The organism is Novosphingobium terrae (assembly GCF_017163935.1).
In the GTDB taxonomy this organism is placed as follows: Bacteria; Pseudomonadota; Alphaproteobacteria; order Sphingomonadales; family Sphingomonadaceae; genus Novosphingobium; species Novosphingobium terrae.
In genome coordinates this window covers 163,426-176,690 of the sequence record NZ_JABVZR010000003.1, presented here as the reverse complement: position 1 = coordinate 176,690, position 13,265 = coordinate 163,426, and the positions used below count along the sequence as shown (strand labels likewise).

Sequence of the window (13,265 nt, the reverse complement as noted above, 5' to 3'; positions counted from 1 at the left end):
ACGGCCGCGCCCGGGGGTCAGGCCCTCCAGATCGCCTGGCGATCTGGAGGGCCTTCAAGCAAAATAACGGTATCCACCCGGCAAGCCGGGCGGACCCTCCGTGATTTGGCTTGCCCCCCGGTCACGCCCGCGCCTCTTGGGTCCTGCGACGGCGGCTCCGGAGGCGATGGACAGGCGGCAGCGTGTGTGTGCGCGGTGGCCCGAAGGGGAACCGGCCCCTGGTCGGGGCCGGGCGTTGTTTGCGGCCGCGCTACCGCGCGGCGTTTTTGATGCTCCGGCTCACCAGAAGCGATCGGATTTAGGTCAAGAAAACAATGATATAGACCGGATCTGGCGGACGTTGTATTAAGTAAATGTCGGCGGCGAGGACGCCGACAGACACTAAACAACGGCCCACATGGCCAACTATCGGAGTAAAGCTTATGAACATCGGTCAGATCACCCGTCGCGACAACGGCCAGAACGGTGGCGTTCTTATCGGGCGTATCGACACTCTCGCCATCAGCATGACGATCGGCCTTCGTCTCTTGAACAACCCCAAGCCCACCGCGCCGAAATATGAAATCATGGCCAAGACGCGCGCGAATACTTGGGTGAGGGTCGGGGCCCTGTTCGAGCAGGAAGCACGCTCGACCGGCGAAATTTTCTATCAGGGTCAGATCGAAGACCCCTCGATGGATCGCCCCTTGAGCATCGCCCTGTTCCGCGCAGACCAGCAGGACGGACCCGAAACCTACAACATCGCATGGACGCGCCGCCGCCCCCGTCAGGACCTCACCAGCGCGCCCCAGCAGGGCGACGGCCTTGGCGAGAGCACCGCAGGGCAGGGCCATGGGGGTGACGCCAGCGATGGCATGGGCGAGGGTGGCGGGCACCCTTCGGAAAACCCCGCCCCGTCCGGGCGTGGTCGCCGGAAGGCCAGCGAACCGGCCAGCGATTTCAGCCCTGAATTCTAAGGAATGGGAGGGCCGGGAAAGGTACGAACTTCCCCGGCCCTCTTGCTTTGAACATCGGTCAATGTCCGCAGCGGGGTTTAGGCACATCAAGCTCCGCGCACAAGAGAGGCGCGCCCATGCCAAGCTTTTCCAGCTTCAATGATCTGGCCCAGCATTACGCCGAGGCCTTGAGCCAAGACAGCTTTTCCTATGCCTTTGCCGCCGAGATCGCAGAGAGTCAGCTTTCCATCCATGACGAGCCCACACAGGCCGACATGCCCGACCCGGAACTGGCCCGCGATTGCATCACCCAACTGGTCGGCGACCTCTTTCACCTGATGGCGGACACCCGCCTTGAGCCCCTTGCCGGGCGCATTGCTTGGGGTGTGGTCAACTCCCTTCACCGCGTCGCCCAGCAGGTCGAAAGGCAGGAGGACGACACCGCCCGCGAGCTTGGCGAACTGGCGCGGATCATGGACCCGTCAGAGGTCCATTCCAGCAAGCTGGAGGAAACCCAGCGCCTTTGCCAGTCGCAGGCCGAGGCCCGCGCGGCGCTTGAGTGCATGCGCGACCATGCCGCCCAAGTCTACCGCATCCACACCGGCAGCCCATGGAGCAGCGCGAGCGGATCGCGCACCAGCGCCACCCCCTACGCCTCCCAGATCGAGGCCCGCGATTTCAGGGCCGCGAGGCGCGCGGCCAAGCAGGAGGCGCACAACCCGCAAGGGCCTATCGTCGTGGTGTCAGGGGGCGTGCAATGGCTCCACCATGAGCCGATCTGGGAACGGCTCGACCTTATCAAAGCGCGCATCCCCAATATGGTGCTTGTCACCACCGGCCAGCATCGCGGCGCGGATAAGATCGCTTCGGCATGGGCCGACCATCGCGGGGTTCATACCGTCATGTTCCGCCTTAGCCATCGCAATCAGGGCAAGGCCGGATTTGACCGCAACAAGAGCCTTATCAACCTCCAGCCCGTCGAGGCCATCATCTGCGAAGGCAGCTTTATGCAGGTCGATTTGGCCAAGCTGTGCCGGGGCCATGGCGTGCCCGTGACCATCATGCGCAACGCCGATTTCGCCCCAGAACCCGCAGCGGGCGCGCTCTAGGCTTGGGGGGCATCGCCGGGCCAGTCCCGGCGGTGTTTGGCCTTTGGATCGAGATGCAGGACCGGGCGCGGGCCGAGGCGATCGCGCGCGCCGGAAAGGGGCGCGGCCTGGGGCGGGCGGGGCCCATCTGGCCCTGGCGGGCCAGCCCCGCCCGCCCGCCTGCTATCGCAGGCGATCGCGACGTTGGGGCGGGTCTAAACGAGAGGGGAGGGGGCCGTGTGTCTTCCCATTCTGGCGGGGCTCAAGGGCCTGCCTCAAGGAGTCAGCGCCGGGCATCGATTTTTCCGCTGCGCGCAAAAATAGACACCCGCCGCTGCCCGCTGGCGCGGCGGCTGCGCCGTCCTTGACCCAGACCCTTGAGCCCCGCCGCCATGAACCCGTCAAGTCAGACAGGAGGTTCCCATGAGTGACGCATTCATCGAAGCATTCGCCGCGCGGATCGAAGCTGCCTATCAGGAGGCCAACCGAGGTTGCGGGCTGGTCTACGAGCTTTTTGCATCGAACTTCCAGCACGCCTGCGAGGTCCTGCTTGAGAGCGTGCCCGATGAGCATCGGGACGCAGCGCTTCAGCTCGCCATCGCGAAGGGCTATTGCGCGGACTATGACGAGGAAGCGGTGTTCGCAGACGACGATTGCCCCTTGACCGGGATCGACCCGTATCACTGTCCGTGCGGGCGGCATGAATGAGCTAAACGAGGCAGCCGGGCTTTAAGGTCCGGCTGCATTTCAGGGCCTCGCGACGCGGTTGCGGCGCAGGCCCGCTCTTGCCTGTCTTCCACCCCTCCCCGCATCGGGATTGCGCGCGAGGCTGGGGGCGTTGGCGCGGGCGGGCTGGGGCTCGCGGGTCCCGTCTGGCCCTGGCGGGCCAGCCCCGCGAGCCCGCCTGCTATCGCAGGCATTGATGTGAAGGGGGAAGGGCGCGCGCTCACGCGCGCTTGCCCGGCGACGGCGATGAGGGGACCGATCAGGCCAGTCTGGCCAGCAGCGGCCCGGCGCCCATCTCCGCGATGGCGCGGGCCAGCCCTTTGGCCTGATCCCGGCTCATCTCGCCGATCTTCACGCGCCCGAGCGCGCCCATCAGCGCCTCGCGCCCGGCATCGCGCTGGGCTTCGCGCAGCGCGCCTTCCCGGCGGTCGATCTCGGCCAGCTCGGCCAGCAAGGTTTTGCGCGTTTCGGCCAGACTTTCCAGATCGTCACCGGCCTTCTTGGGTCTTGCCATGCATTGTACTCCGTTCATGATGGATGTTCCGAAAGATAGAATTTCATCACGAATATCACGCGAAATCACTGCGGCAATATATCGGAGATAATATTTACCGCGTAGCATAATACGCGTGGTTCCGTCGCACTTCTTCGCGCTGCAAAGTCTTCCTCTCACTGTCGGTTATTGGTCGATGACCGATCGTGCAATCTGCGTTGCGGGCATCACACTTACGTGACCGGACCGCCCTTGCGGCCAGGTCACTGCATGACGGCCTCCCAAGCCGACGGGGGCCGATGGGCCCTCCTGTTACAGGGACGCGGCGAAGGCAGGAATTTGCACACCCTACGCGGAAAGTCCGAAGGTGGAAAAAGGGAAGTCAGAGCCGAAATTCAGACCAAAAGCCATGAACTTAGCGCGAGCGCGTAACATGATACGGCGACATGTATCTGCGTATTATGCTGCGCGCTTGAGAACTGGATCACTATACGTTGAATTTACGGGGGATGATCGAGCGAAGAGGCGTATCTTCCTGCGTAATTTTCACTTGAACATCGCGAAAACCTTCGATAATCGGAACGGGCGATAGGCAGACCATGCATCTGAAAAGGTGCATGCGTGGCAAGAACAATGAAGACCGCCGGGTTCAGCGTGCCCGTTCCCGTTTTCGAGCGGGTTCAGGCTCTCGCGCAGCGCGACGGCATCTCTCCGACAGCCGTCATTCGCCAGCTTGTCCAGCTGGCTTTGCCTCTGGCCGAGATGGGGCATGGCATCGACATCACGCGCCTGATCGTGCTGGCCGAGAAGTTCGATCTCCAGCTCGACACCTTGCTGGCCAAACTTGCGCCCGATGAGGTCAAGGACCTCCATGTGGTCGCGCAGCGCCGGGCGGCCAAGCACCATGGCGCGTAAGGACGACATCCGTTTCGACGGGCGCCCCGTCGAGGTCGAGCACCAGTCCGCGCGCGGGCAGGTGGTGCGCAACATGGGCGATTTCACGCGGGGGTCTCAGCTCCTGCGGCTGCGCTATATGATGATGGCTGAGGGCTTGCGCTGGCCTACCATAGCCACGCTGACGACCTTCGTGGTCATGCTCCTGCTGCTGCTGCTGATCTTCAGCCACGACCATGACGACAACATGATCGAGATGCGCGCTCTGGCCAGCTTCTGGTCGGCCGCCGATCTCGATCCGTCCAAGTCGGTGAACCTCACCACGCCCGATGGGACGGTGGTGCCGATGACCATCGGCGATGTGCCCTATGATAGCGATGTGGCCGCCGCTTGGGCGCGCTTCACCCGCTGTATTATCGTGGCCATGGTGCTTGCCGGCGTGCTGTCGGCGCCCGCCACCCGGTGGTTTATCAAGCTCTCCAGCAAGGTCGGCAGCGATGTGCTCAAGGAGCGCCATGAGCGCGGCGCCACGCTGGTCAAACTCGATGTGCTGATCTCGGACATCGATGCCCATAATCTGATCGAGATGCGCAAGGAAATCGGGGCGATGTTTCCTCAGGATGACCCTGATCGCATCATCGCCCTGGGCATCGAGGAGCGCTCCGCCATGGGCGTCCATGTCCCCTACACCATGGCGGGCGTGCCCTATCCCTGGCATCTTGAGCAGGGCCACGCCATGCTGATCGGCACCACCGGCACGGGCAAAACCACCCAGCTGCGCGATATGGTGACGCAGGCCCGCGCGCGCGGTCAGCGCTGCGTGATCTTCGATCTCACCGGGGCCTTCGTCGAGAGTTTCTACGACCCCGAGCGCGATCATATCCTCAACCCCATGGACGAGCGCTGCCCGCCCTGGACCATCTTCAACGACTGCATCAATTACGCCGATTACCTCACCGCAGCTGCTGCCCTGATCCCGAGTGACGGGGGTAATGCCGAGCCCTTCTGGGCCATGGCGGCGCGCACGCTCTTCGTGGAAATGTGCATGAAGCTGGTCGAGATGGGCGAAACCAGCAATGGCGCAATCGCGCACCATTTGATGCAGGCGGACCTTAAATCGGTGAACGCCAAGCTGGAGGGCACCATCGCCAGCCCACTCACCGCTGTCGAGGCCGCGCGCATGGCAGAATCCATCCGCGCCGTGTTCAACACCAATGCCCAGGCGATCCGCTTCCTGCCCGATCCGGTGCCGGGCGGCCCGCCGCCCTTCTCGATCACGAAATGGATGCGCGAGGGGCCTGCAGGCTCGATCCTCTTCATCACTTCGACCCATAACGATCTGGTGCTGTGCCGTGCGCTGCTCACCCTTTGGATGGAGATCGCGGTCAACGCCATCATGGCGTTGCCGCGCACCCGCCAGCTGCGCACATGGTACTTCTTTGACGAGGTCCATGCGCTCCACAGGCTGCCCGCCATCGAGAACGGCTTGCAGACCGCGCGCAGCTTTGGCGGCGCCTTCGTGCTGGGGATGCACAGCTTCGACAAGCTGGCCGAAACCTATGGTGAGGAGGGGGCGATCAATCTGGGATCGCTCGCGCGAACCAAGCTCATTCTGGCAACGGCGGACAAGAATACCGCGCAGAAATGCTCGGAATATATCGGCGACCGCGAGGTGCGCGAAACGGACGAGGCCTACTCGATCGGCGCCAGCCAGTCGCGCGACGCTGCGACCATCACCCCGCGCACCGAGGTCAAGCCGCTGGTCATTCCCGACGATCTCATGAACCTCCCTTCGCTTCACGGCTATGTGAAGTTTCCCGAAGGGTTTCCAGCTACCCGCATCGAGCTGGAGTATGTCGATTACCCCGTCATTGCGCCCGGCTTTCTGCGCAAGACCAAGATGTTGGCGGCGGCCTATGTGCCCAAGCCGGTGGAGGATGACGGCGAAACCGGCGAGGGCGGGCGCGAGAATGCCGGCGCGCATCATGAGCGCGAGGGAGAGGAGCCGGGCGAGGGGGGCGAAACCCCCGACGAAACCGCACTGGCCTTGAGCGGCCTGCCTCTCTTCGATGCGCGCGCCATGACCTCGGCCGACGCCGAGCCCGCGCCGCCGGGCGATATGTCTGCTGCGCTTGAAAAGGCGGAGGAGGACGGGTCCGCAGATCTGGGCGCCTTCGGTCGGATCAAAGCCGATGGCGAGGACAACTCGGATCGTTCCGGGGACCAGAAGGGGGAAGCAGGCCTGCGTGGGCTTGCTGATGAGAAGGGGCAAAGCAACCGCCCGGGGCGATTGCGTGAGCAGCAGATCATCACCGAAACGCGCATGGGTCAGGGCATGTTCGATCCTGCCGATCGGCATGGGCACACCCATGATCATGGCGCGCCCGCCGCCTCGCGGGATGGCGGTATGGACATGGATTTCTGACCGGTGCTCTCGGTTTCCTCCATTCGCTCGGCGGGCGGCGCCGCCAACTATTTCACCAAGGACGACTACTATACCGGCGAGCATTCCAGCGAGATGAGTGAGTGGGGCGGGGCGGGCGCAGCGGATCTGGGCCTGGCCGGCGAAGTGGGCAAAGAGGCGTTCGAAGGCCTGCTCAACGGTCGCCTGCCAGATGGCAGCAGCATCAGTGGCAATGCGCGCCACCGGCCCGGCATGGACCTCACCTTTTCGATGCCCAAATCGCTCAGCATCCTTGCCTATGTGGCAGGTGATGAGCGCATTCTGGAGGCCTATCGCGAGTCCGTCCGCGCCACCATGGCCTGGGTGGAAAAGAATTTCGCGCAAGGGCGGATCTATGACCGCGACGCGAAGAACGGCGAGGCGATCGGCACCAGCCATCTGACCTATGCCATGTTCCAGCATGACACGAGCCGCAAGCTCGATCCGCAGGGCCATATCCATGTCGTGGTGCTCAATGCAACGCGTGTGGATGGCCAGTGGCGGGCGCTGCGCAATGACCCTCTCTGGGCGAACAACACTGTGATCGGCAGTCGGCAGTCGGCAGATTTCCGCAACCGGGTCGAGAAGCTGGGGTATGACACGCAGGTGACCGGTAAGCACGGTCAGTTCGATGCTGTGGGTGTCGTCCCAAAGGCGGTTCTCGACAACTTCAGTCAGCGGCGGATCGAGATCCTCGACAAGATCAATCAGCTGGGGATCATCACGCCGCAGGGTCGCGATGCCGTCACCCTCGGCACGCGGGACAATAAGATCGATCTGGAGGATCGAGAGGCGCTGCGCGCCGAGTGGCGAGAACGGGCCGCGGCGCTGGGCTTCGATGGCAAGCAGGTTGTGGAGGCGGCGCGCGCCCGGTCGGAGGCTTCGCGCGGCGGCGAGGAAAAGATCACTTCGCTCAGCCAGGCAGCCCGGATGTCGAGCGAGGTTCTGGGCAAGGTCCGGGGGCGTCTGGAGGCCTCATCCTCAGGGCTGGCCGAGTTTGCGTTGGGTGCGCTCAATGCGTTTGAGGAGCATCTCAAGGGACAAGATCCGCTGGTCACGGGAGGCCTTGCCCGGCTCACATTGGCGCCCAGTGATCTGCGAGCCCAGATGGCTGTGGCTTCGGCAATTCGCATTCTGGGGCAGCGGGACGCGGCTTTCCCGTTAAATCAGGTTTCGAAGGTTGCCCTCGATCTGGGGCTATCGGGAGTGACGCCTGAAAAGGTCGATAAGCGCATCGCTGAACTCTCCGCGCAGGGGCAACTGATCGAGGGGGTTTCCGGGCGACGGGACGAGCGGGTCACCCATGTCACCACCCCGCAATTGGTGCAGGATGAGAAGAGGCTCCTGGCCGGCGTCGATGCCGGCAAAGGGCAGGGTGTTGCCCTCATTGCCTCCGATCAGGTGATCGACCGTCTGCAGGAAAAGGCAGGGCAGCTCAAGACACCCGATGCTGAGCCTATGGTTCTCAATGGCGAGCAGCTTGCAGCCGCGACGCTGGCGCTGACCAGTCAGGACCGCACCGTGGTGATCCAGGGCGTCGCGGGCGCGGGCAAGAGCACCATTGTCTACGCCTTGTCGCGCGTGGCCGAGGATCAGGGCAAGAAGGTGCTGGGCCTCGCCATGGCGAACAAGATGGTGAACATGCTGCGCGAGGACGGGCAGATCGAGGCCCAGACCGTGGCTTCCTTTGTGCGTGCGCACCTCAAGCCAGCCCTGGATGGGAAGGGGCCAAAATTCGAGGAGTCCCGGGCGGCGCTGGCGGATACGGTGCTGATGTTCGACGAGGCGTCTCTGGTCGCCAACCAGTCGATGAACGACATGGTGACGATCGCCAATCGGCTCAAGATCGACCGCCTTATCATGATGGGGGATCGCTCGCAGCTGCAGGCGGTTGATGCCGGCAAGCCCTATTCGCTCGCCCAGACCCATTCGCAGGTGCAGATCTCGGAGCTCAAGACCAGCCAGCGCCAGAAGACCGAGCATATGAAGGCGGTCGCCACATTGTCGCGGCAGGGAAACTACCGCGCAACCTTTAGTGTGCTGGGGGATCGCGTGGTTTCTGCGGGAAAGGAATACCGCGATACGGCTGCCAAGAAATGGCTGGAGCTTTCGGCCGACGACCGGGAGAGAACCGCGCTCTACGCCTCCGGGCGCGAAACACGGGCCTATCTCAACGAGGTGGTCCAGCAGGGCTTGCGCGCAGACGGGACGATCAGCGGGAAGGGGCTGGAGATCGCGCGCCTCGAAAGCCTCAATCTCACGCGCGAGGAATTGCGCTACGCCCGCCATTACAAGGCTGGGCTTCAGCTCGATGTGACCAACAACGCGCGGCCCGACGGCCTGGCGCGCGGCGCTTACATGGTGGTGGGTGTCACCAAGCGCGGCAAGGTCAATCTGGTCGATGAGCAAGGGCGCAAGCACAGCTTTCATCCATCGAGGATCGATCCGCTCGATACCCGCGATACGTTGGCGCTGTCGGCGCGCGATCCGATCACGGTCCATGCCGGCGACAAGATCGTCTGGACGGCCAATGACCGGGAGCGCGGTATCTTCAATTCGGCGCAGGCGCGGATCCTCGCGATAACCCCCCAGGGTGTCGAGGTGAAGCTGGGGGAGGGTGCTGACACGCTCCTTCTGGCGATGGGCGACAAGATGCTGGAGCGGATGAACCTGGCCTATGCGATCAACATGCATCAGGCTCAGGGCATGACCACCGACCGGGGCATCGGCGTCATGAGCGCCAATGAGCGGCAGTTGTCGAACCAGCGGCTCACGCATGTGATGCTGACGCGCGTGAGGTTCGACATCGCCATCTACACCGACGACAAGGCGCAGCTGCTGCGATCCATCGAGGCAAATCCCGGCGACAAGGCAAGCGCGCTGGAGACGGTGGGGGTCAAAAGCACCCGCAATTCGGGTCCGCCGGGCGCGCCATCCAGGCCGCAATCGGGCTTGAACCCAAGCGGCCCGGACCCCTTCGCCAAGGTCGATGTGCGGTTTGATCTGGAGATCGGCGAACCGCGTGAGGGTTCGAAGGCCGCTCAGGTGACCAAGCTGCCCGAGAAGGACATCGGTCTATCCCTGTGAGCGCCGACACTAATCACTTCAGTTCGAGTGATGAGCGATTGTGAGACAACCATTGCTACGTCGGTATTTACGATTTCGATCGCTATCGACGCCGCGGATCAGGTGGTGTTCAGGAAATTGGTGGATGGAAAGGTAATAAAGATAACCCTTTGCACAGGCATGACCCGCAAAGGATTTCGCTGCTAATCAACGGCATAGCCGTGGCACAGCTCGCGTCCACTCAACTCCGTCTCTGGAGCCAAAGGCTACGGTCGGCGGGACACTGGTTGGAACAAATCAACTCGGGCGACCCCGGCAGTGACCACATCTCAGATGGCTCCCGACCCGAGCGATAGTTCCGTCCAATGGTTCAGGGCAAACCAACGCCGGGTTACGGGGCCGTCGAAAACGCTACGATGGCCACAATTGGTACATCCGACGTGCAGGTTTAACGCGTCCAATCTCAGTTCGTCGAACCTGTTGATGACGGGCTCCATGTAGAACATTAAGGGGGTAAAGAAGCCATTGTGAAGGGAAATTAACTGCCGAAGAATGGGCTGCAAGGTTCGCTTTTCAAAGCGCCGAGCACAGATGTTATATTCAGGAAATCTGTGGGTAGGGGCTCGCCTGAGCCGAGATGACCTCTGGGGCGTCGGAATCGGAAGGGCCAGCGTCGGAAATAGACGGGCTTAACTGCCCATCGTTCAGGTTGTCCGAGGTGACACCATCGAACGAAGCGGGGTGACTGTATCACAAGCGCGAAAGAAAGTGCTGGATATTCGGATGCATTGCGTTGGCATATTAGCAAATCGCCTTTGCATCGCGGAAAGCGCAATAGGATTCCGCGTTCTGGAGAGAGTGGCTAGTGAGCTTTACAGTATCCGCTTGCTCGAACGGTTCATTGCTCGAATGTGGCTAGAGACAACATGAAAAACTTAATCGCTCTGATGGCCACTTGCCTGGCTGCCTTGATGACCGGGCTTGAGGTCTCCAGCGTTCCGGTGATCCTGCCGTCGATTGGCCAGGATTTGAGAGCCGATTTTGATAGTGCCCAGTGGGTCATGAATGCTTACACCATCGCTTGCACGAGTATCTTGATGGTCGCCGGCACGCTGGCCGATCGATTGGGGCGGCGCCGGGTATTTACCGCGTCGATGATCCTCTTTGGTGCCGCATCGCTGGGGTGTGGCATGGCTCGAACCATATCCATGCTGATAGTCTACCGTGTCTTGCAGGGGGCTGGCGGCGGGGCGATGCTGATCTGTCTGATCGCGATTCTCTCCAACGCCTACCGCGACGGCGCCGAGCGAGGCCGCGCCTTCGCAGTCTGGGGCATCGTGTTCGGGATGGGGCTGGGCATCGGCCCGCTCTTCGGTGGCCTGATCGCTTCCCTCATCGGATGGCGCTGGGTCTTTCTCATCCACGGCCCGTTGACCATCCTGACGATCGCGCTGGTATTCGCGACAATACGCGAATCGCGAGCCGCCGGTGCCCACCAATTGGACCTTGCTGGCATGCTCTCCTTATCGTTCAGCGTGCTGGGCTTAACCTTCTTTATCATCGAGGGGCCGCAATACGGGTTCGGTAGTTCTGTGATGCTGTCAATGGCTGCCGCCGCTCTGGTCAGTGCCACGATCTTCGTTACGGTGGAGTGGCTCAGTGCGCATCCGATGGTCGATTTCTCCGTGTTCCGCATCCCGAATTTCACGGGTGCCATCATGGGTTCGGCAGGCGTCAATTTCAGCTTCTGGCCGTTGCTGATCTACCTCCCCCTCTATTTCGAGAACGGGATCGGCTATGATCGGGCAACGACCGGCTTGATATTATTGGCCTACACTTTACCGGCCTTGCTGCTGCCGCCACTAGGGGAGCAGCTTGCGCTGCGCTATTCGCCGCGTAACGTCATACCTTGCGGCCTCATGCTGATCGCTCTGGGATGTTGGGCGATCACCCTGGGGTTGGTGCTGGCCGCGCCCGGCTGGATATCCTTGATTCCAGGCTGCATCCTCACAGGGATGGGTCTCGGCCTTGCCAATACACCTTCCTCCAACGCGGCTACCTATGCGGTGGAAGCCGACCGAGCGGGCATGGCATCCGGGATCGAGACGACCATCAGATACGTGGCGCTGTCGGTCAACATTGCTTTGATGGGGCTCATCCTGTTGATCGGAGTGCGCTCGTCTCTTGCGCATGATAGCGGAGGTCTTGACGCCGCCCATGCCAGCGCGACGGCGGAGCGCTTGCTCACCGATGGCATCGGCAATGACAAGATCACGGTCGCGCAGCAGCTTGGTCGCCAACTTGCTCTCAAACGAGGCTTCGAGACATTGACCGTTTATGCAGGGCTCGCGGCGCTCTTCTTCGCGATGTCGAGCTTCATCGCCTTTCGTTGTGAAACCTCGAAGCGAACGGTCGGTCAAACTCAATAAAATCCGATTACCCGAACCCGCCAGCGGGATCTTGCTTTCTCTTCCGCCATTGTCTCGCCGACGTCTGGATAGTCCATGAACCTGAGTGTTTTCCTGATCATATTGCTGGCAGCAGCCCTTCATGCAGCGTGGAACGCGATTGTGAAGGGGGGCGACGACAGCTCCATGATGGCGATCACCGTTACCGGTGCGGCGGCCCTCATCGCCGCAGCGACGCTCCCCTTCCTGCCGCCCCCGCATCGGCCAAGCTGGCCGCTTATCGCGGCTTCGGCCATCCTTTCTGTCTGTTACTATGTTCTGGTCGGGCGGACTTACAAGATCGCCGATATGAGTCGAACTTATCCGCTCATGCGTGGTGCGGCGCCCCTTCTGGTGGCTCTTGCAAGCACGATGCTCCTCGGCGATCGCCTGACGGTGTGGGCATGGTGCGGGGTGATCGTGATCTGTGCCGGAGTCCTTGCCATGACAAGCAACCGGGGGCTGGCTCCGGCGGCGGGAACAAGGCTTGCTCTCCTCAATGCCTGCGTCATCGCAAGCTACACTCTGGTCGATGGGGTTGGGGTTCGCCGGTCGGGTAGTGCAGCAAGCTACACACTCTGGATATTCCTCCTGACCGGTGCGCCGCTCGTGGCCTGGACTTTGGCTCGCCGGAGTGGGGAGTTCGGATCTTATGTGGGCCGAAACTGGCGTCTGGCTGTCATCGGTGGAGCGGGCACGGTTGCCTCATACGGTCTGGCACTATGGGCCATGACGGCAACGTCAGTGGCCGTGGTCGCCGCCTTGCGCGAAACCGCGATTATATTCGGCACGCTGATAGCAGCCTTCGCCCTGAAGGAGCGCATCGACCGTGCCCGGCTTGTCGCGGCACTGACGATCGCGGTTGGAGCGATCATCCTTCGAGGTTCTTAAGATAACCATTGCCGCTGCATGGCAATGGTCATCTCGGGACATGATCAGCATCCGGTTTTTACGTCCAGCCGGGAACTGACCTATCATCGAAATTTGGTGCAGAACTGTTGATGCAAGCTATCACCTGGTCGCTGTCGAGGTTCGCATCGCGATCAAGGAGGAGGTGTGGGGCTTTCTGATCCGTCACCCTTTATGGCTCGTCGCGGCTGGCTTCGGCATCGTGTTATGTGCCGCTGTCCGTCAGTGGCGCGGCGTTGGCGACGCTATCTTTGCCGATCCCCG

General features: G+C 62.2%; 9 protein-coding genes. 8 read left to right on the top strand and 1 reads right to left on the bottom strand.

The window, feature by feature from the left end; all coding sequences use genetic code 11:
* Positions 1-422 precede the first annotated feature (422 nt).
* From HGK27_RS30420 to HGK27_RS30410, 3 genes are all read left to right on the top strand, one after another.
* The gene (locus HGK27_RS30420; RefSeq protein WP_206245694.1) at positions 423-956 is read left to right on the top strand and encodes a DUF736 domain-containing protein; all 534 of its coding nucleotides are present in this window, start codon (positions 423-425) and stop codon (positions 954-956) included.
* A 116-nt stretch (positions 957-1,072) separates the two neighbouring features.
* The gene (locus tag HGK27_RS30415) at positions 1,073-2,044 is read left to right on the top strand and encodes a DUF2493 domain-containing protein (RefSeq protein WP_206245693.1); all 972 of its coding nucleotides are present in this window, start codon (positions 1,073-1,075) and stop codon (positions 2,042-2,044) included.
* Positions 2,045-2,446: 402 nt separating this feature from the next.
* Positions 2,447-2,731, top strand: a complete 285-nt coding sequence (locus HGK27_RS30410) for a hypothetical protein (RefSeq protein ID WP_206245692.1) — start codon at positions 2,447-2,449, stop codon at positions 2,729-2,731.
* A gap of 277 nt (positions 2,732-3,008) precedes the next feature.
* Here the strand turns inward: HGK27_RS30410 and HGK27_RS30405 are convergent, their stop codons facing one another.
* On the bottom strand, positions 3,009-3,263 hold the full coding sequence (locus HGK27_RS30405) for a hypothetical protein (protein WP_206245691.1): 255 nt from the start codon (positions 3,261-3,263) through the stop codon (positions 3,009-3,011).
* 600 nt (positions 3,264-3,863) lie between these two features.
* Here HGK27_RS30405 and HGK27_RS30400 point away from each other — a divergent pair.
* The 5 genes from HGK27_RS30400 to HGK27_RS30380 all read left to right on the top strand — a co-directional run bounded on the left by HGK27_RS30400 (position 3,864) and on the right by HGK27_RS30380 (position 12,983).
* A complete protein-coding gene (locus HGK27_RS30400) occupies positions 3,864-4,157 on the top strand; it encodes a cytidylate kinase family protein (protein WP_206245690.1) in 294 nt (97 codons plus the stop codon).
* Positions 4,147-6,561, top strand: coding sequence for a type IV secretion system DNA-binding domain-containing protein (locus tag HGK27_RS30395; protein WP_206245827.1), 2,415 nt, complete (start codon positions 4,147-4,149; stop codon positions 6,559-6,561). The genes HGK27_RS30400 and HGK27_RS30395 overlap by 11 nt, the downstream gene beginning before the upstream one ends.
* A gap of 3 nt (positions 6,562-6,564) precedes the next feature.
* Positions 6,565-9,666: a MobF family relaxase gene (mobF, locus tag HGK27_RS30390; RefSeq protein WP_206245689.1), complete on the top strand. Its 3,102-nt coding sequence runs from the start codon at positions 6,565-6,567 to the stop codon at positions 9,664-9,666.
* A 905-nt stretch (positions 9,667-10,571) separates the two neighbouring features.
* Positions 10,572-12,074: an MFS transporter gene (locus HGK27_RS30385; protein ID WP_206245688.1), complete on the top strand. Its 1,503-nt coding sequence runs from the start codon at positions 10,572-10,574 to the stop codon at positions 12,072-12,074.
* Positions 12,075-12,149: 75 nt separating this feature from the next.
* Positions 12,150-12,983 carry an EamA family transporter gene (locus HGK27_RS30380; protein ID WP_206245687.1) on the top strand — a complete coding sequence of 278 codons (834 nt, stop codon included), beginning with the start codon at positions 12,150-12,152 and terminating at the stop codon, positions 12,981-12,983.
* Positions 12,984-13,265: the final 282 nt, after the last annotated feature.